Origin of the sequence: Geitlerinema sp. PCC 9228 (genome assembly GCF_001870905.1) — a bacterium.
Lineage (GTDB): Bacteria > Cyanobacteriota > Cyanobacteriia > Cyanobacteriales > PCC-9228 > PCC-9228.
In genome coordinates, this window is the sequence record NZ_LNDC01000081.1 from 1 (window position 1) to 19,020 (window position 19,020).

Annotated in this window: 14 protein-coding genes; 5 read left to right on the forward strand and 9 right to left on the reverse strand. The window is 49.7% G+C overall.

Going from position 1 to position 19,020, the window contains the following annotated elements; all coding sequences use genetic code 11:
• Nucleotides 1-167 precede the first annotated feature (167 nt).
• The 5 genes from AS151_RS06920 to AS151_RS06940 all read right to left on the reverse strand — a co-directional run bounded on the left by AS151_RS06920 (nt 168) and on the right by AS151_RS06940 (nt 5,451).
• Nucleotides 168-455 (reverse strand): hypothetical protein, encoded by a 288-nt coding sequence (locus AS151_RS06920; RefSeq protein ID WP_071516317.1) that lies wholly within the window; start codon nt 453-455, stop codon nt 168-170.
• A gap of 3 nt (nt 456-458) precedes the next feature.
• Entirely contained in the window at nt 459-1,439 is a 981-nt protein-coding gene (locus tag AS151_RS06925; RefSeq protein WP_071516318.1) for an acetyl-CoA carboxylase carboxyltransferase subunit alpha, read from the reverse strand.
• A 107-nt stretch (nt 1,440-1,546) separates the two neighbouring features.
• Nucleotides 1,547-2,587, reverse strand: coding sequence for a permease (locus AS151_RS06930; RefSeq protein ID WP_071516319.1), 1,041 nt, complete (start codon nt 2,585-2,587; stop codon nt 1,547-1,549).
• A gap of 109 nt (nt 2,588-2,696) precedes the next feature.
• A complete protein-coding gene (locus AS151_RS06935) occupies nt 2,697-4,031 on the reverse strand; it encodes a dihydroorotase (RefSeq protein ID WP_071516320.1) in 1,335 nt (444 codons plus the stop codon).
• Between the two features lie 61 nt (nt 4,032-4,092).
• A complete protein-coding gene (locus tag AS151_RS06940) occupies nt 4,093-5,451 on the reverse strand; it encodes a histidine phosphatase family protein (protein WP_071516321.1) in 1,359 nt (452 codons plus the stop codon).
• A 168-nt stretch (nt 5,452-5,619) separates the two neighbouring features.
• On the opposite strand from AS151_RS06940, the gene AS151_RS06945 reads away from it, so the two are divergent.
• From AS151_RS06945 to AS151_RS06955, 3 genes are all read left to right on the forward strand, one after another.
• On the forward strand, nt 5,620-7,821 hold the full coding sequence (locus AS151_RS06945) for a protein-arginine deiminase family protein (RefSeq protein ID WP_139240548.1): 2,202 nt from the start codon (nt 5,620-5,622) through the stop codon (nt 7,819-7,821).
• A 418-nt stretch (nt 7,822-8,239) separates the two neighbouring features.
• Nucleotides 8,240-8,485 carry a hypothetical protein gene (locus AS151_RS06950; RefSeq protein WP_071516323.1) on the forward strand — a complete coding sequence of 82 codons (246 nt, stop codon included), beginning with the start codon at nt 8,240-8,242 and terminating at the stop codon, nt 8,483-8,485.
• 265 nt (nt 8,486-8,750) lie between these two features.
• A complete protein-coding gene (locus tag AS151_RS06955) occupies nt 8,751-9,233 on the forward strand; it encodes a helix-turn-helix domain-containing protein (RefSeq protein WP_071516324.1) in 483 nt (160 codons plus the stop codon).
• A 168-nt stretch (nt 9,234-9,401) separates the two neighbouring features.
• Here the strand turns inward: AS151_RS06955 and AS151_RS06960 are convergent, their stop codons facing one another.
• Complete coding sequence (locus tag AS151_RS06960; protein ID WP_071516325.1) at nt 9,402-9,902, reverse strand: PD-(D/E)XK nuclease superfamily protein; 501 nt, start codon at nt 9,900-9,902, stop codon at nt 9,402-9,404.
• Nucleotides 9,903-10,062: 160 nt separating this feature from the next.
• Between AS151_RS06960 and AS151_RS06965 the strand changes: the two genes are divergently transcribed.
• Nucleotides 10,063-11,832, forward strand: a complete 1,770-nt coding sequence (locus AS151_RS06965) for a DUF2079 domain-containing protein (protein ID WP_071516326.1) — start codon at nt 10,063-10,065, stop codon at nt 11,830-11,832.
• 154 nt (nt 11,833-11,986) lie between these two features.
• On the opposite strand, the gene AS151_RS06970 is transcribed toward AS151_RS06965, so the two are convergent.
• The 3 genes from AS151_RS06970 to prfC all read right to left on the reverse strand — a co-directional run bounded on the left by AS151_RS06970 (nt 11,987) and on the right by prfC (nt 17,659).
• Nucleotides 11,987-12,478 carry an RNA-binding protein gene (locus AS151_RS06970; protein ID WP_071516370.1) on the reverse strand — a complete coding sequence of 164 codons (492 nt, stop codon included), beginning with the start codon at nt 12,476-12,478 and terminating at the stop codon, nt 11,987-11,989.
• 909 nt (nt 12,479-13,387) lie between these two features.
• Nucleotides 13,388-15,922, reverse strand: coding sequence for a M48 family metalloprotease (locus AS151_RS06975; protein ID WP_071516327.1), 2,535 nt, complete (start codon nt 15,920-15,922; stop codon nt 13,388-13,390).
• Nucleotides 15,923-16,024: 102 nt separating this feature from the next.
• Nucleotides 16,025-17,659 carry a peptide chain release factor 3 gene (gene prfC / locus AS151_RS06980; protein WP_071516328.1) on the reverse strand — a complete coding sequence of 545 codons (1,635 nt, stop codon included), beginning with the start codon at nt 17,657-17,659 and terminating at the stop codon, nt 16,025-16,027.
• Between the two features lie 151 nt (nt 17,660-17,810).
• Here prfC and AS151_RS06985 point away from each other — a divergent pair, with 151 nt between their 5' ends.
• Nucleotides 17,811-18,902: a C39 family peptidase gene (locus AS151_RS06985; RefSeq protein WP_071516329.1), complete on the forward strand. Its 1,092-nt coding sequence runs from the start codon at nt 17,811-17,813 to the stop codon at nt 18,900-18,902.
• The last annotated feature ends 118 nt before the right edge of the window (nt 18,903-19,020 follow it).

Here is a 19,020-nt window from a genome sequence, read left to right on the forward strand (position 1 = left end):
TGACGGCGGCTAAAGCCGCACGGGTCGCTTTTCATCCCTGCTTTAAAAAGTCAGGGCTTTCAAGCTCCCGATTCATGCCGGTAAGTGTCTTGAGTTTGCCAGTGTCCTCGATGGCTCTACCAAAACATCTCGATCATTTCCTGCAGGATTGAAAGAAATGGTATGATTTATTTTGCCAAAGACGTTTTTTCTTCATAGTCAGGACAGCCAATGGCTTTTTCCGACATGGCAATTTTCGGGTGGACAGGACATTTCAAGTGGGGATTGTCAGTGAAATATTTGCAGTAGGCGCAGGGAATTTGATGCATGCGCTTGGCGCGGGATAGGGTATCGGCGGCTGCGGCACCGATATTCCACAGAGCCATGACCACCACCGACCAGGCAACCACCAAGCTGATGGGTTCGATCGACGGCTGTATGGTCGTTATTACCAAATCTAGAAAATGGAGGAGCATAGGTTAGGCAGAATAAGAAGTTTCGGCAAACTGACCGATGCGGCGAAATTTTTGATATCGCAGCTGACGCCGTTTTTCCCCAGAATAAGAACTCAGAAGCTCTAGGTTGCGTATTAAGGCTTGCTTGAGATTTTCCGCGGCTGGCAAAGGATGGTAGTGAGCGCCGCCGGTGGGTTCGGAGACAATCTCATCGGCAATTCCCAGTTGCTTTAAATCCCAAGAGGTAATTTTGAGCGCTTCTGCTGCCTGCGGGGATTTGCTTGCGTCTTTCCAAAGAATCGCCGCACAGGCTTCCGGACTAGCTACAGTATAAACCGCATGTTCGAACATGAGCAAGCGATCGGCGACGCCAATCCCCAAAGCACCGCCAGAACCGCCTTCGCCGATGACGGTGGAGATAATGGGAACGTCCAAACCGAACATTTCCCTAAGATTATACGCGATCGCTTCTCCCTGGCCTAAATGTTCTGCTTCAATGCCGGCCCAAGCACCGGGGGTGTCGATAAAGGTTAAAATAGGCATGCCGAAGCGATTGGCATGATCCATCAGTCGCATGGCTTTGCGGTAGCCGCCTGGGGAAGCCATACCGAAGTTGCGAGCCACGTTATCTTTGGTATCCCGTCCTTTCTGATGTCCCAGCATAACCACGGGGCGATCGCGCAAGCGTCCCAATCCTGCTACAATAGCGGGATCGTCTGACCCGCGGCGATCGCCATGCAATTCGATCCATTCATCGGCGATGGTCTGAATGTAGTCTAGCGTACTGGGACGGCGGGGGTGCCGTGCCAGCTGCAATCGTTGCGCCGGGGTCAAGCTATCAAAAATCTCCCGACGCAGTTGTTCGGCACGGGTTTCCAACTGCTGTATTTGTTCGGACACATCGACACCATTTTCTGAGGCTAACTGTCGGATCTGGTCGATCCGATTTTCTAATTCTGCGAGCGGTTTTTCAAAATCTAATAAAAACGTTTTAGAACTGGCCATAGAGGGAAGGAGAATAGGAAATCAAGGGCAATGGTGAGTAGGGGAGCATGGGAGGCAGCGATACATTGTATGTCCCTAATCTCCCACGCACGGAGTTGTTTTTATATTTAACTCAAATATAAATTAACACCTAATGCTAGCAAAAAGGTGAGCTGGGCGGCTAAAAGAAATAGATAAGCCACAATGCGACCGCGGAATACCGAGAGCATAAGCCCAATCCCTTTTAAATCTACCATAGGACCAAACACCAGAAAAGCCAAAAGCGAGCCACTAGTAAAGGTAGAGGCAAAAGAGAGGGCAAAGAAAGCATCCACTGTAGAACAAATAGAAACGACGGTTCCCAGCAGCAACATCGCCATAATAGAAGAAACGGGATTTTGTCCTAGACTTAAAATAATTTCCCGGGGAACGGCAACTTGGACAAAAGCCGCGATCGCACTTCCTAAAATTAAAATTCCCCCTAACTCCCGCAGTTCGCCGATGGTATTCTCCCAAAACAACTGCGCGCGGGTTCCGGGTAGGGGTTTGGCTGGGACGGGGTTGGCTGCGGGGATACCGGGATGGTTCTGACCCAACCAATAGGTTCCTGATTGTAGTAAAGTGGGGACTGGTGCTTTGGCTGGTAGTTGGGTGGAAACGGGATTTTTGGCGTTGGTTTGGTTGCGGTTGAAAGCTTGTGTTGAGTTGCGTTGAAGCATTCGTGCCACTGTGGGTTGCAGCAGCGGACGAAAATCTTTTTGGATGCTAAAAATCGCGCCGATGGCCGTAGCGATAACCAAAGAAAATACCACCCGCAACAGGACAATTTGCGGCTGGTCGCGAAAGGCTACCCAGGTAGACCAGATGACAATGGGGTTGACTGTGGGAGCTGCTAGTAAAAAGCCAACGGCCACGGCGGGGGAAATGCCTTGGGAAATCAAGCGTCTGGCTACGGGAACGTTGCCGCATTCGCACACGGGAAACAAGAAGCCAATGAGGCTGCCGGCAAAAGCACCAAAAATGGGATTGCCGGGTAAGCTTTTCATCAGTTTCCGCTCGTCTACGAAAATGAGCAAGAAACTAGATAGCAAAACCCCCAGTAATAGGAAGGGAATCGCTTCTACTAGCAAGCTCAGAAAAATGGTGAAACCCCGGGAAAGTTGGTTCATAAGCTCATGAAAGCTGCTGGTTTTATGCCCATCCACAAGCAGCAATGCTGATTATCGTATCAGGTCAGGGGGTGGGCGGGAAATATTTCCCCAAAGTGGCTTGCCCAAACTAGCGATCGCTGGCAAATTGCTGCTGGCCGTACCAAACGCGCACCACGCGACCGGGAATGGACTTATTGTACCAAAAGGTATTGTTGGCTACCGACTGCAGGCGATCGCGATCGCATATCCAATGCGCCTGGGGGTCGAACAACACCAACTCCGCCGGTTCCCCCGGAGCGATTTTCGCCGGTTTTTGCTGCAAGCAGCGCGCCGCCGACGCACTCAAAGCGCGCCACAGGTCAATAGCGGTCCATTTTTGCGAAACCACCAACCCCTCCCACAGCAGCGGCAACGCCAGTTCCAATCCCACGGCCCCAGGTGGGGCCACGCCAAAGGGAACGGCTTTTTCTTCGTAGGTATAGGGGGTGTGCTCCACGGCGATCGCATCTACAATCCCGGTTTGCACTCCCTGTTGCAACGCCGCGCGATCGCTGGGAGTTCCCAAAGGCGGGTCCAAACGCAAATGGGGATTGTAAGCATCCGCCAACCCACCGGTATTGGCAGCCAATGGTGCGATCGCAGTGGTATCCAACAGCAAGTGCATCCAGGTAGTACTGGCGGTTACCGGTAGCTGTCGGCGTTTGGCATCGGCAATCAACTCCACTTCCCGTTGGGTAGACACCCGCATAATGTGAACCGGGGTTTGGGTGAGCGCTACCACCTCCAGCAACGCCGCCAAAGGGGCCGTATGCGCGATCGCACTGCAACCAGGCAAACCGCAACGAATCGAATCGACGCCTTCACGCATCACCCCTCCCACACTGGCATCGCAGGCATACAACGCCACCGGCAATCGGTACGGCTTGGCATATTCCAACAACCGCCGCATCAACACCAAATTGCACAACGGTTCCCCATCGGCAAATCCAGCTACCGCCTCCACCTGTGCCAGTTCCGCCAATTCCGCCAACCTAGCAGACCGAAAATCCCCTTCGCCGCCATACAAAAACATTCCGGCCCAAAACGACACCGACGGTACCGCAGCCGTTTGCAAGCAACGCTCCCGCAAAAACGCAATGCTAGAGGGATTGTCCAACCGGCCAATCGTATCCGGCAAAATCGCCAGCCGGGTAAAACCTCCCCCACGGGCCGCTGCCAATAGGGAATCGAGGGGTTCGGCATCCTCGCGACCCGGTTCGCCGCTGTGGCTGTAGCTATCTACCAATCCCGGTCCCAAAACCAAACCGTTGCACTCGCGTACCGTGGTTTCCTGAGGAACCTCAATTCCCTCGACAGCGATTTGCTGGATGCGACCATCGGCAATCCACACATCCACCACTCGGTCGGTTGCCGAGATGGGATCTATCAATCGGACTTGTTGCAGCAATTCGCCTGCACTCATAAATTAGACCAATGCTTCGACATAGCTCCGTACAAGCGCTCCGACATAGCTCAGCACAAGTTTACAAAGCTCCCGCTGCTGTAGAATCAAATACGCCACCGCCTAAATGAGTGGTAATGTTCGCTGCCTGCAGTTGGGGATAGGCATCCAAGCCTTGGGGATAGTCAATAACGCTCACCGAACCGTTGCCTTGTTTGAACGTCCAGAAATTTTGCGCGCCCAAACCAAACAAATGGCATAGAATGGCTTTGTTAATGGCATCGTGTGCCACCACCATTACTGTCCGATATTGAGATGGGTCGTAATGTTTGCGCACAATTTCTTCCAGAGCCACTTGGGAGCGGTCCCAAACCTGTTGCAGATTTTCTCCTTCCGGCATTTGCACGGTTTCTGGTGCGACTTTCCAACTGTTGAGCAACTCGCTGTAGCTATCCCAAATTTCCGCTTCCAGCTTGCCTTCCCACAAACCGTGGCTGATTTCCCGCAAGCCTTCCATGAGTTCTAAAGCGACGCCGGAATGCTCTTGCAAAATAATTTCGGCGGTTTCTTTGGGACGCAACATGGGACTGGAAATAGCTGCATCCAAGGAGACATCTTGGAGAAATTGCGCTGCTTGGTAGGCTTGATGCCGGCCGTTTTCGTTGAGGGGAACGTCGATTTGTCCCTGGAAACGACCTTCTTGATTCCATTGGGTTTCTCCATGGCGGACCAACAACAGCCGCAATCCCGAGTTGGGGTCTCTGGGTTCGGGGAAGTTTTTGCCTTGGTGTGCGAGCAAATTTAATGATTCTAGTTGTGCTTTGGATCCCCACCCGCCGGAGAAATTGACAACGTTAATACAGCAGTTGGACTGTTGTATGGAATGGTAGTAGCGCGGGTCAATCCCCAACGCACTCATTAACAGGCAACGGTTGATGCCATTGTGAGCCACTACCAGAACGGTTTCTCTTTGGTGGCGTTCTAGCAGCAACGACCAAAATCGCTTCGCCTGTTCGTACAGGGAAAGAACTGGGAAAAATTCCTGCGGGTTTTCCCGGCGAGGGTCGGCCATTTTGAGTTCTTGGGGACGTTGTTTCCAACATTCGTATTGTTGGGGATATTTGGCCATTACCTCGTCGCGAGGCAGGTTTTCCCACAGCGGTAGGTCTACTTCAATCAGGTTCTGGGAAATCTCTAGGGGTAAGGTTTTTCCCTGACTTTCCTGCAAACTAGTTTTAACAATTTCGGCGGTTTCCGAGGCCCTTCTCAGTGGACTGCTGTAAATGGCTTCGATGGGGATATCGGCAAGGGTATCCCCTACTTGACGCGCCATCGCACGTCCTTTTTCTGTCAGTATGGATTCATCGCTACGACCTTGGATGCGATGTTCCGTGTTGTGGGTGCTTTGACCGTGGCGGACGATGATAACTCGAGTAGTCAGGGTTCCATCCTCCTGAAAATGTCAGAAAAATTTTACCTTGGATTGGACTTGTATTGGAGGTCAAAACGGGGAAAATAGCGATCGCAGGTGGGAAAGGCGTGGGAGTATGGGAGCGTGGAGGCGTGGGTGTGCTGTTTTTTTGGTTTTCTATTGAACGATTCCGGTGTTATGACATTGCCAAATGGGTTGGTTAAACTTTGGGTACGTGCAGCGATCGCGGCTTTGGCGATGGTTTTGGTTGCCAGTGTCTGGCAGTCGCCGCTGGTGTTGGCACCACCTGGGAAATGTACTTGGGTGGCAACGGCGGATTTGCCAAGTTTGCCTGAGGTGCGCTCTCTGTCTGGCTTGCAGCAATTACGCGCTCGCGTGGATTGGAAACGCCAACGCTGTCAGGCGGCGGTGGATTTGTCGTTTCTTGTGGATGCTTACGACGGCGATACCCTAACCCTGAAAAACCAAAACTGGCAGCGCTACCAAAAACAGGTGGAACAACGCTACCACTTGGAAGTGGCGGCACAAAAATCTATGAAAACTGCCGAAAAGTTCGCTCGTCAAGCACAACAATGGGAAAAACGCTCCCCCCGAAATGCTGATACCTGGCGCGCCGCCAAAGTTGCTTGGCAAAAAGCCACACACCACTTAGAAGCCATTCCCAAAGTGTCTTTTCTGAGTGCTGAAGCAACTAACAAATTGACATCCTACCGCCAAAATTATACCCAGGCGACCCAGCAGTTGGAACTGGCGCAGCTAGCTGAGAATTTTATTCTGTATGCAGATACCAACCGTGACGGTCAGCTCAACGATAAAGATTACGTAGGCAGGCAACGGTGGCAGTGGCAGCAAGGTGCTTTGGTTTTGTTTAATCTAGATGACGACGATGGGGACCGTCGTTCTGACTGGCAAGACCGTCGCGTCAATGGCGAGAAAGATGCGGCAGATTTGGCCTTGGTGAAGTTACGCTTGGACCGCCGTTTCCAAGATATGAAGTTGCGCTTGCAAGTGAAATCCCCAGCTCGCCGTTACGTTAATTTATTCCAAAAAACTAAAAAGGGGTGGCGATATTTAGCTAGCGATGGGTCCAGCGAGATTCAAACAACTCCCCAAATTTGGCAGTCTTCCTCAGTAAAAGATAATATGGGGGAAATGCTGTTTGGAATTGAAGCTAAACAATTTGCCGATCGGGATTGGAACGGCGAAATCTCGATCGAAGCGATCGCTTCTCAAGAAGGGAATCTCCTAACTGCCGATACGGTGAAGTTGCGGGTGTCTCCCTGGATTATGCGTCCCAATACGGCACCGGTAAAATCCCTTTTTGTCAGCGATTGGGGGACCCGCAACGATCGCTTTATTCGCCAAATTCAAAAAATTGTGCCGCCAACTCAGGCTGAGGTAAAAACCATTCGACGGGGAACTTTGTGGATGCAGGATACGATGGAAATCGGTTATTTGCAGTTTCCTGCTTTTTCAGATAACCCAAACCTCGTGTCTTTTCCCGGTGTTTTGCACGGCAATCGAGGTAGGGGGAAAGATAATTTTTCGCGATCGCTGTTAAAATCTGATTTTGGCTGGTTTAATATTGGACAACCTCGCAATTTGCTACCAAGCGATCGCTGGGCTGATTGGTACGGTAATTTAGAAGTTACACCGCCACTACCAGGTTATCCTTTAGGAAGAATTTATTACGGCAATTCTGGCACCGCTACCTTGCATCCCGAGGTATTGGAATTTTTGAGAGCGCAGGAAATTCAAGCACCGCTGGTGGACATCGATACCTCTTGGTTGATGATTCGTCACGTAGATGAGGTGATTGGTTTTATTCCCTCGAAGAATGAGAAACCGTTGATGTTAGTGGTATCACCAGAAGCTGGTGTCAACTTGCTACGCCGGTTGCAACGGGAAGGACATGGTAACAAAGCCATCAATCGGGGGTTGAGTACGTCTACAACTGTGCAAAGTGCTTTGAACAACCGTCGTTTGATAGAACACAACTTGCAAATTCAACGCGATCGTATCAATCCCCTCATTGCCAAACTCAAGCGAGAATTTAGCCTCAACGACAACCAAATTATTCAGATTCCGGCTATGTTTTCCCTCACTGGTTATTCCTGGTGGCCGAATATGGTCAACTCGGTGGCAGTCAACGGTCATTTCCTAGTTGCCGACCCCAGAGGACCCATTGTGCGCGATCGCGATGTCACCCAAGAAACCTTCCGCAAGTTAGTTTCAAAATCTCCCCTGCAAGTTCATTTCCTCGACAACGATTACTACCAAGAACTGCGAGGCAACGTCCACTGCGCCACCAACACCACGCGTACCCCTCCCGAACAACCCTTTTGGAAACAATTACCCAATCGCCTCAAAAATAAATAAAGAAAGCTATCCGTTAATTTTAGCTTTGATATAATATTCCCACCGCAAGCTATAAATATTCTAAAAAGTTTTTAATGGCGCTTCCGTGGGGGTAAAATCCCTCGATATTCTTTATTTTTCGTTGGACAATACTCCATGCCAGCGCAACCGGGAATATAGACCCAAAATTTTCTAATCAAAGGAAAGCAATCCGATTTCTACAAAATCACAAAAAAAATGTGAGATAGGCATTTTCCTTAAAAATCTGCAAGAAATAATTAGGGTTTTATTAAGACGGATTTCTCTGACCAGCAAATGTTTGATTGTTTCAATCGAATGAGGTACTATAGACAAAAGTTTCCGTTTACATCGATATTTACCATGCCTGCCTTCGATCTCAACCGCCGCCAAGTTTTAAAAGGACTAGCCTTTACCGCACGTGGTTTTTACGGAAAACCGGGTAATTTGGAAACAAGGAGATATTGATGCCATATCTTACGATCGCCTATTTGATTTTTTAAATACTGGTTTATCGGATATGTTAGCTAACGAACGAGCTAGAAATGATATGAACCGAGTTATAGAATTTTCCGGCATTTTAGACAACGATTCTAGTTACGATCGGTGGATGGAAATGTTTCGAGAACTTTGTCAAATGTATCCATTTCCCGTACCGAGTGCATAAAAAAACCATTTCAATCGTAGAAGGGGGTCTAGTTTCATTTTGTCGTTAAAGCGATGGTCAGAAAGACCGATACTTTTGGCACCATCGCCAAATATCTTTTCTTATATGTATTATTATCTTTACTTTTTCTCCTGACAACGGAACAGGGAAATCAAAATATGGCGGTTTTAGCATTTTCCCTACAATTTTAAACGAGACATAGACATACTTGTCGTAGGAACGCATCTAGGCTAAAATCGTAAGTAAAGTTTCGAGCGCAAGTTCCATGAGCAATCCGAATCTGAAATATACAGTTTATCTAACCCCTCAACAACGAGAAAAGTTGAGTGCTATCAGTCGGAATGGTTCCGCTCCTGCTAAAAAAATTCTTCATGCTCGGGTTTTGCTCATGGCTGACCAACAACATCCTCAAGGAGGTTGGAAAGATATCCAAATTGCTGAAGCCTTGGGGTTGCACGTCAATACAGTGGCAAGAATTCGGAGAAATTTTGTCCGGTTTGGGTGGGAAGTGGCTCTGCAAAGAAAGCAACGCTTGGAACCTCCTGTGCCGCCAAAACTCGACGGGGAACTGCAAGAACAGCTAGCGGCAATTTGTTGCTCGGAACCTCCCAAAGGACAGACGCGATGGACGCTGACGCTTCTGGTGGATGAGCTGAAGGCGCGGGGTCTCGTTACAAAAATTAGCCGGGAAACGGTGCGAAAAGCATTAAGAAAAATTAATTACAACCTGGTAAAAACTAGTAGCTAACTTGAAAAATATATTTGGTTGGTTTTGAGTTTATGTTTTATACCAAATCCCATTCAACTTGACTCGCTATTTTATGACCAGAAATCCCCTACCCAACCATGTTCGCGATTTTAAGGAAAACACGATAAATAGATTTTTTTATGCTATGTATTTACGAGGGCAAAAATATCAGCTACGATTTTGATTATCGAACAAAGAAAATTGGGCGCTATCTGGTTCTAAGGAAAACGGTTTTTTATCCCAAAGTACCAAATCCCACCAGTCAAAGACTGCTGCCAAAATAGAGTCGAGTTCGCGGGTATGGGAGTTTTGATTGAAACTTGCATCTGGCAAACAATAGGCTGCCTGGGAAGAACCTTCTAATAAATGAATAATTCCTTTGGAAAACCCTTCTCCGGCATAAACGAGAAATCCTGGAAAGTGTAATGCCTCTAAATCTTGAAGCGTGTATGGGATTTTTTCATCTGCCGTACCGCCGGTATCCTGGTATTTGCATTCCAGAGCAAGTGCTTGGTTTAGAGGTTCGTTGAATACGAAAATATCGATTCTTCGGTTTTTGCCAATAATCGTTTTTCCTAGTTCTACTTCTAGATAAACTTTGATTCCCCTATTTTCAAAGTTGTAGAGAATATAAGACGCTATGCGTTTTTGATACTCTCGTGCTTGCATGGTCTTGCTTGCATGGTTCCAGTAGCGATCGCTTTTTCTTTACATACCATAAAAAATCTATTTTGTCAAGAGATTAAACTCAAATCCCAGCAATTCTATCCTTGTCTCCTTTCCACGGTTAATCTATGGCATGATGAAGGTTGTCGTTTGGCGGAACCTGATGTTGCGCGGTTTGTCCAAAAATCCTTGGTTACGATTTGCTATTGCAGTGGCGATCGCATTTTTCGTCATTAGCCTCATTTTAACCCTCAATCGGTACTATAGTTTCTTCGCGTCCTACGACCAGGGCATCTTCCACCAAGTCTTCTGGAACAACGCTCACGGTCGTTGGTTTCAAAGTTCCCTTTCTTCCACCCTTTCCACCGATGTGGTCCACGCCGGCGAAGTACCCGACGTTACCTATCGCCGTTTGGGACAGCATTTTACCCCCGCCTTGCTCGTTTGGTTGCCGATATATCTTTTATTTCCCTCACCGGCAACTTTAACCGTCATCCAGGTATCAGTGGTAACAGCAGCCGGCATCGTTTTATATTTTCTGGCGCGGCAGTACCTACAACCGCCAGTGTCAGCCTTTATTAGTGCCAGTTTTTATAGTGCCAACGCTGTCATTGGCCCCACATGGTCCAATTTCCACGACCTCTCCCAGGTTCCCTTATATTGCTTCACCCTGCTGCTGGCCATGGAAAAACGTTGGTGGTGGCTGTTTTGGCTGATGGTGGTTTTGCTACTGGCAGTTCGAGAAGACACTGGCATCACCCTCTTCGGCATCGGCGTCTATATGGTGTTCAGCAATCGCTTTCCCCGGCTGGGGTTGGGAATTTGTACCATTGGCTTTCTCTACGTCACGGTGGTGACCAATGTCGTTATGCTGCAGTTTTCGGAAGATATGCTGCGACGCTTTCCTCTGGAACGGTTCGGACAATTTGCTCCCAACGAAGAGGAAGCTTCCACACTGGAAATTCTCTGGAATATGCTTTCCCAGCCTTGGCAGTTGGTGGCGGCGTTGTTTCGCGAACCCCTTACCAAACTTGGCTACTTGTTCGGTCAGTTGCTGCCTTTTGCTTTTATTCCCCTGGTGTCAGCGGCAGCTTGGACCATTGCTGGTTTTCCCTTGCTGAAGATTTTCTTGCAGCGGGGAGATTCGGCATTGGTGATTAGCCTGCGTTATGCGATTGGGGTTGTACCGGGATTGGCTTACGGAACCATTCGCTGGTGGCGGCAGCGGGAAACGTTGCTGTTTTATCCGGTTTCTTCGGTGGTTCGCTATGTGGCGGTGGAACTTCGCGAAAAGGCAACTCACTGGCCGCGTAAAGGCAACCCACTGGAGCCGACCAAATCGTTTACCGAAACGCAGAAATCTAGGGGAGGGTTCACGTTCAAGCGGTTTTGGATCGCTTGCATGTTGCTGTCGGTGTTGCTTTCGGTGACGGCAAGTCCCAGTCGAACTTTATATTTCTTAATTCCTGACTCGTTCGATCCGTGGGTGTACGTATCTTTACCCCGTCAGTGGCAACATGCCGAACAAATTCGCTCTTTACTCTCCGAAATTCCCGAAGATGCCAGCGTCGCTGCTACGACGTATATTGTTCCCCCACTGTCTGGCAGGCGGGAACTTATTCGTTTTCCGGCTTTGAAGTTGCGCAACGATGCGCGAGATGTTATTTGGGTAGATTATGCGATCGCGGATTTGTGGCGGTTGCAAACTTACATGCCAGCTTTTGACAACGACCGCATACGTTTGCGTGGCATGATTCCCCGCATCGATTCGGTGACCGCTGCTGGCAAATACGGCATTACGGATGTTCGCGATGGGGTAGTGTTGCTGCAAAAAGGGAAAAACAGCGACCCAGAAGCATGGCAAAAATGGCAGCAGTATCGCTCCGTTTTACTACAGGATCTGCAAAAATGGAGCGAGAAAGATGAAGACTAGCCAGCCAACTTAGCAACCAGCCAAGCTTTTTTCCCAACTTTCCTAAAATCAAGGTATGGGAAAACCACCATAGGAGGTCCGCATATCTTTTCCCTTCCCTCCCATGGTGGCTTTTGCTGCCGTTGCAGTGGCTGCAAACGGCCAACAGGTCCAGTTAGTTTTCCGCGGTAGCCAGCATTTGCTTGAGTTTTTCCAATTCTTCGGCCCAGCGAGGATCGGGTTGCACTTTTTCGGAAGCACCACCCTGGGGACTACCACCGCCACCGCCGCGGCGAGATTTGCTGCCTTTCCCGCCTTTATTGGCCTTCTGCTGTTTGGCTGCTGGCTTGGCTTCTTTTTCTTTCTCCCCTTCAGGACTTTTCTTGCTTTCGTTTTCTTTCTCGTTGCTGCTTTTCGTACGAGGTTGCGCTTTTTCGATCTTCAGGGGATTGTCTTTGAACATGTAGCCGTTGAATTTCTCGATGATTTCATCGGCGCTTTCTTCGTTTTTGACGGTCAAAAAGCCAAAACCACGGCATTTTCCAGTTTTGCGCTGTTTGATGATTTTGGTGGAAATGACGTTGCTTTCTTCCGCAAAAACATTTTGTAGTTCCTGACGGTCGAGAACTTCTTTGGGGAGATTGCCTACATAAAGTCGAACGGACATACAAATACCTCCTCGATTGGGTTTTTTATCGACAAAAGCAATAAGTTTGTATGGGTTGTTGCATTGAGCTAGACCGATTTTGACCGCAAGAACTTGTTCGACCTTACTCGTTAAGGGAAACAAGCTCGCTTTTTGCTTTTCCCAAGGCGGAAAATGCAGCTTTTGTAGTTGCAGCACTCTTGTTGACAGCGTAAAAGAACCCAGCCTCTAGGTCAAATTTCCTCGGTCTTTTGCAGACAAACGACCAAGTTGAGCGAGTACCTACAGCAGAACTTTGCCTCAACTCGTTGTCAAATGATTGGAAGTCAATACCAAAATATGTCATTTGGACGGCAAATCAATTGAGATAGCTACATTTCCCATGTCACAATGCCTGAGAATTGGAAAGCTCGGTTGACGGGTTTTTAGGAACTCTACGCTCGCAGCTAAAAAACATAGCTTTGATGCTAGCTACCAAAAAGATTGCCAAACCCAATACACCATCTAACATTATACCCCATCCTAACTTGCTAGAAGGATCTCTTACCGAGACACCTTTTAGCTCGTACGGGGATGGGATGGTTGTAAATATTCGGTTTGGTCTTGATTTTGCACCCGTCACCTCATGCTGCTGCTTTCGGTCAATCTGCACAGTTTGCTATTTTTTAACCTACCATACTATTGAAATTTGGGCTAGTTAGATTAGCAAAATTTCTTGTCTAAAAAAATGTCTCTGGTGGAATGACATTCGAGAGACTTCTCCGGTGAAATCTTTCGGTGTCTTTTTGAGGATACTTTGGAAGCATCCACAACACCTGCAAAAGGTATGGTTTGAAAATACAAACTGCTTTTCTGGTGCGTTTGTATTCACTAAGCACTTCCACAAACATAACATTCCCAAAAATAAAATGCAACATACGCAGAACATTTCTAAATACCACCGGTAGCCAACCAGTAAGTAGCCCAAATGGCGGCGGCTGCAGCTACCAGGGTGTACCAAATTGGGTGGCGGCTGTGACTTACTTGTTGGTGGCTTTGCCAAGTTTCCACGTCAATCCAGGGGGTTGCCCCCTGGCGAAACCAGCCAATGGCTTCTATTGGGCAGCCGATCCAATCCCACACTTGCTGTTGCGATCGCGATCGCAAAAAGAACTTATAAATATCCAACGGCGACAGACCATTGAGCTTTACCAAATCCCGGTGGCAGTGTAAAATCAAATCCTGTCCCAACAAATTGCTGAGGCCGCGACGTCCCAATAAGCGTCCCTGCAAAGCTACAGGGGGACTGGCCACAGGCATCGTCTGGGCATCGCGGGGGAGTTGGGCGCTGCTTGGGATGGCCTGGGTCGGTTCGATATCGGGAAACAAGGCATTGGTACGCCAAAAACTACCCAAACTAAATCCAGCCAGCATCGCTCCGTATGCGATCCAAAAGCGATCGCTCCAAAGCCACTCAATCGCCTGCACATTGCCAACTTGGCCAATCCATCCTACCAAAATTAGGCATAGAGCCATGCCCAACCCCAGCAAGGCACCAAAATAGGGACACCCCTGCCAGTAAAGCGGACCTGATTGCCAGATGGGGCGGAGTTTGGCAATTAGATTGTTCCAGGTAAGGGCAACGGCTTTCTTGGGGCGTTGGTTTTTCGCCTTACCGGGATCGAATTCCGGTTCTACCCGCAGCATTTGGGCGTAGCGTGCCAAATATTGCAGCCGTTCTCCCAACAGGGGATGGCTGTTGTTCAGCAGCAGCCACCGGCGGTAAGGATGGTTGCAATCAAAGGGAAATAAAGCTGCCAGGGAATTTTGGGAACGTTCTTGGCGGTGGTGCAAGTAGCTACTGCTTGCCCCTATGGCTTGCCGGCAACCGATGGGAAACAACAGGTCGCAGCTTTCCAGCAGCCAGTGGGTTTGCCCCTGGGTTTGGATATCCCGCGCCATTCCCAAACTTATTTTCACCAAAGCGCGGCTGAGGGCATTGGGGTCGTTGGTGAGGTTGGTCGCCAAGCGATCGCTACGCAAACAGCGCCACCGCGACAGCAGCAAAAACGGCCAGCGCCCCAGCCAATACAAACCATAGCCTGCCACTGAAGCCACCACGGCGGCAAACAAAGACATCCCCAAAATAGATTTTTCGTAGGTATGAGTGGCTGCTGCTTGTTTGGCAGCGACGCTATCTCCCCAGGTGGCGGTTTTCCAGTACAGCAAATAGGGAATCTGGCACAGTAGGGTTCCCCAACTCACAATCGCCCCATCTCCCTGGAGAAAATGTGCCCACTCCCCAGCATAAACGGCGGCAATTTCCTGGGGGTCTAACTGTTCCAACAATCCCCGACTAACTACCAAGCGCGTGGTACGGGGCAAATGACCGTATGCCATGGCTACCGGTGCTTCCAAGGGCAAAATCCCAATTTTGGGCAGGGGGCAATTCCGGGCGCGACACTGGCGTTGAATGAATTTGCGGCTTGGGATGCTGTAGGCGTCCAACTCGCGGAGGTCGGTAAATTCCAAACCGTAGAAATATCGCAGGATGCCATCCCACAGCCAGGGCATGAGCGCAAACAAAACCAACAATCCCACGGCTACGGCTGGTTTGGGGTCGTCGTAGAAAATTTGTAGCGTATTCACAAAAGGAAGCGATCGCAGTTGGTAGAGGATATGGTTGGTAAAGGACATGCTCCGATCTACGAGAGTATCCACCAACCAAAAACAAACAGCAACTGTAGCTATTTGTACCAGGCGATACTGTTGTTTTTTTTCCAATTTGAAGGCACGCCGTTTTTTCCCTTTGGGGGCATGTTTCCAGGGAAGTTCGCTGCTGGCGGGGATGGTTGGCGTGCGATGGTCTGAAGGACCGGTGCCATAGGTACCATCGCTTTGGGGTTTTGGCGGCGGCGGTGGCGGTGGCGGTGGCGTCGATTTGGCTGCCGCTTGCGGTGGTGGGGCCTTTTTGGGTTGGGCTGGTGGAGATGGCGCGATCGCAGAATGTTGTTGCTGGTGGCTGGTTTTGTCGGGTGCCACCGCACCGGTTGATGTTTCTTGGGTCGCCCCGTTGGCTGGCTGGTTCTGGTTTTTCTGGTGTTTCTGGTTTTTTGGGTTTTTCTCTAAAGGAACAAATCCCGTAGGAGAAGGGGGGGGGTTGTTGTCTTTCTCCAGGGGAACGAATCCTGTGGGATCTTTCTCGGTGGCTGGGTGGGTGGGTTTCAGCGATCGCTGCTGGCACCATTTTTTGGCCCACTGGCGTACTTGGGTCACCTGCGATCGCTGCAATTGCTGGCAAATTTCCGTAGCCGCTTCCATTTGGTGGGTCTTTTGGTAGGCAACCACCAATCCCATTTGTGCCCGCAAAACCGACTGTTGGCTTTCCCCTGGCGTTTGCACCACGGATGAGAGCAACGCGATCGCTTGCTGGTACTCTTTTTGTTTGAGGGCTGCCAATCCGGCTGCAAGCTGTTGTTCGGTCATGGTAGCTGCCTGGAGGCGGTTGAGCGGTCGTTTTTATCTTTCCCCATTTCCGGTTTCTAAATCAAAGGCAACTTGCTGAAATTTGCACTAGGGGATTTCCGCTTAAATGGGTTCCGGTTCTTTCCCAGAAACCACCGGTGCCGTTTGATTCAACTGCAAATCGGGAAAGTCTGATTGGGTCTGCTGTAAATTCCATTCGTTGCGAAACAGCAAAACCGGACGTCCCCAGCTATCGGTCACGGTGACCGCACTAAACAAACGTCCGATTTTTTCCATGGCTTCCCAGCCACCAGCCACCCAACGGGCAACGGTAAAGGGCAAATATTCTAACTTGGTTTCCACACCGTACTCTTGTTCCATGCGAAACTGAACCACTTCCAACTGCAGCTGACCAACTGCCGCTACAATGGGGTCGCGTTTGGATTCGTCGGTGGAATACATAATTTGCACGGCACCTTCTTCGCGCAGTTCCGAAACCCCTTTGCGAAACTGTTTGAATTTGGAAGGGTTGGGATTTTTTAAATAGGCAAATAGTTCCGGCGAGAAGCAAGGAATGCCCTCGTATTCGATTTTTTTACCGTTATAAATGGTATCGCCAATGGTAAACATGCCGGGGTTGTTCAAACCAATTACATCCCCGGGATAGGCAATATCCACCGATTCCCGACTTTGGGCGAATAGCTTTTGCGGGCGCGACAGGCGGACGGTTTTGCCAGTGCGGGCATGTTTGACCATCATATCTTTTTCAAATTTTCCCGTACAAACCCGGACAAACGCCACGCGATCGCGGTGTTTGGGGTCCATGTTGGCTTGGAGTTTGAACACGAAGCCGCTAAAGTCGGGATGGCTGGGGGGAATTTCCCCTTGGCTGCTGTTGTGGGAGGTGGGTTTGAGGGCGTATTCCAAAAAGGCATCTAAAAATAGTTGCACCCCAAAGTTGGTAAATGCACTGCCGAAAAATACCGGCGTCAGTTCTCCTTTCCAAACCCGTTCTAAATCCAACTCGGACCCCAGTCCTTCTAGCAGTTCCAACTCCTCTTTAAATTGGTAGTACAGGTCGGTTTCTAGGAAATCTTCAATGCGCGGATCGCCCAGAGCGATGGTGGTTTCGATGGCTTTGCGGCTGCCGTGCTCGCTGCGTTCAAATAAATGAATTTCCTGGTGGCGGCGGTCGAAAACCCCTTTAAAGCGATCGCCCATACCAATAGGCCAGTTGACCGGATAGGTCTCCAATCCCAACTCCTGTTCGATTTCGTCGAGCAGTTCTAAAGGTTCTCTCGCAGGACGGTCTAACTTATTAATAAATGTAAAAATGGGCATCGACCGCATCCGGCAAACTTCAAACAGCTTGCGAGTTTGCGTTTCCAAGCCTTTGGCAGCATCTTCCAGCATCACGGCATTGTCGGCCGCTGCGAGGGTACGGTAGGTGTCTTCGCCAAAATCTTGGTGTCCTGGGGTATCCAGCAAGTTAATTTGACAGTCTTGATAGGTAAACTGCAAAACCGTGGATGTAATGGAAATGCCCCGTTGTTGTTCCATTTGCATCCAATCGGAGGTTGCTTTGCGTTGGGCGCGCCTGGCTTTGACCGTACCCGCTTGACGAATCGCCCCTCCGTAGAGCAATAGTTTTTCTGTGAGCGTCGTTTTTCCGGCGTCTGGGTGGGAAATAATGGCAAAATTCCGGCGGCTGTCAATGGCGGTTTGCAGTTCCTCCTGGATGGCAGTATCTGGGGACATAGCGTAAATCTTTGTTGTTTCGGTGTGCGCTGACGGCGATCCTTTCCATTATATATGGCAAGCTGGCAAACTGCCGTTTTCTCTAGTCCCTGTCCTGGCTCGAACGGGCTACAATAAAGCCTAACAATGCCTATACGCAGGGGATACAGCTATGAGACTTCGAGATGTCATTAGCCAGAATCTGAGTTTGGGAAGTGAGGAGGTGGCTGCGGATCGGGAACTCGCCGCCGAGGTGCAGCAAATTCTGATCGACCACAACCTGCTAGAACCTCCCGCCAGCGGTTTGTGGGGACCAAAATCGGATGCGGCTTTGCAGCGTTTTCAGGCTTTGACCGATTGTGCGGAAGTGGAGGATTTGGGCAAGGAAACGGCGAAGAAACTGGCCGATACGCCGCGGCTGCATGCGCCAACGTTGTTTTTGCGGAGCCGGCAAACCACACGCTACAAGTTGCGGCCGGTGGATTCTTCGACACTACCCAGCAGCGAACGGGTGGACATTCACGAAGGACATACTATGGCGGTGGTTTTTTACGAGGTGGAGCGCAATCACGTACGCATTGTCGTTCGTCAGGGCAGTTTGAGCGGGTCGAGCGTTTGGTATGCGTTTATTCCCCACATTGAAATTTGGGAAGGGGATGGTACGTCGATGACGTCGCCGGGAGGGGGGCGTCGGGTGGATTTGCAAGGGCAACAGCGATCGCAGCAGCGTCCCACTGCCGATTTTCCCCCTAGGGAAGTGAAATTGCCAGTACCTTACCACACGCAAAATAACAATTACTACAATCCTTCCGGTGCTTGCAACGTCACCAGCGTGGCGATGGTTTTGAACTATTTAGAAATTCCCCGTCAAGATTTTCGCTACAACCAGTACGAGGACGAACTGTATCGCTACATGCTGAACAACGGACTCAGCCGCCACAATCCCTGGCATTTGTCCTATGTTATGCAAGACTATGGGGCGAAAGCAGTTTTTAAAACCGATGCCACCATGGATGAAGCCAAACAATGGCTGGCTGGGGGCAACCCGGCGATCGTGCACGGCTATTTTACCTGGTTTGGGCACATTATTGTGCTGGTGGGCTACAACGATCGCGGTTTTATCGTCCACGACCCCTATGGCGAATGGTTCTCCAGCGGCTACCGCCGGGATTTAAGTGGGGCATTTCTCACCTACAGCTATGGGTTGATTCGCCGCACTTGCATTCCCGACGGTCAGTTTTGGTGTCACTTGGTGGCAAAATAAAGGGGGGAAGAGAAAGTTTCTTCCCCGTACGAACTGTATGAACTCCGCTGTTTGCGGGTTAAGTTTTCCTCGCCAATGTGATTTCGGCTTTTTGCGTCCGCCGCACTGGTTTTTGTCA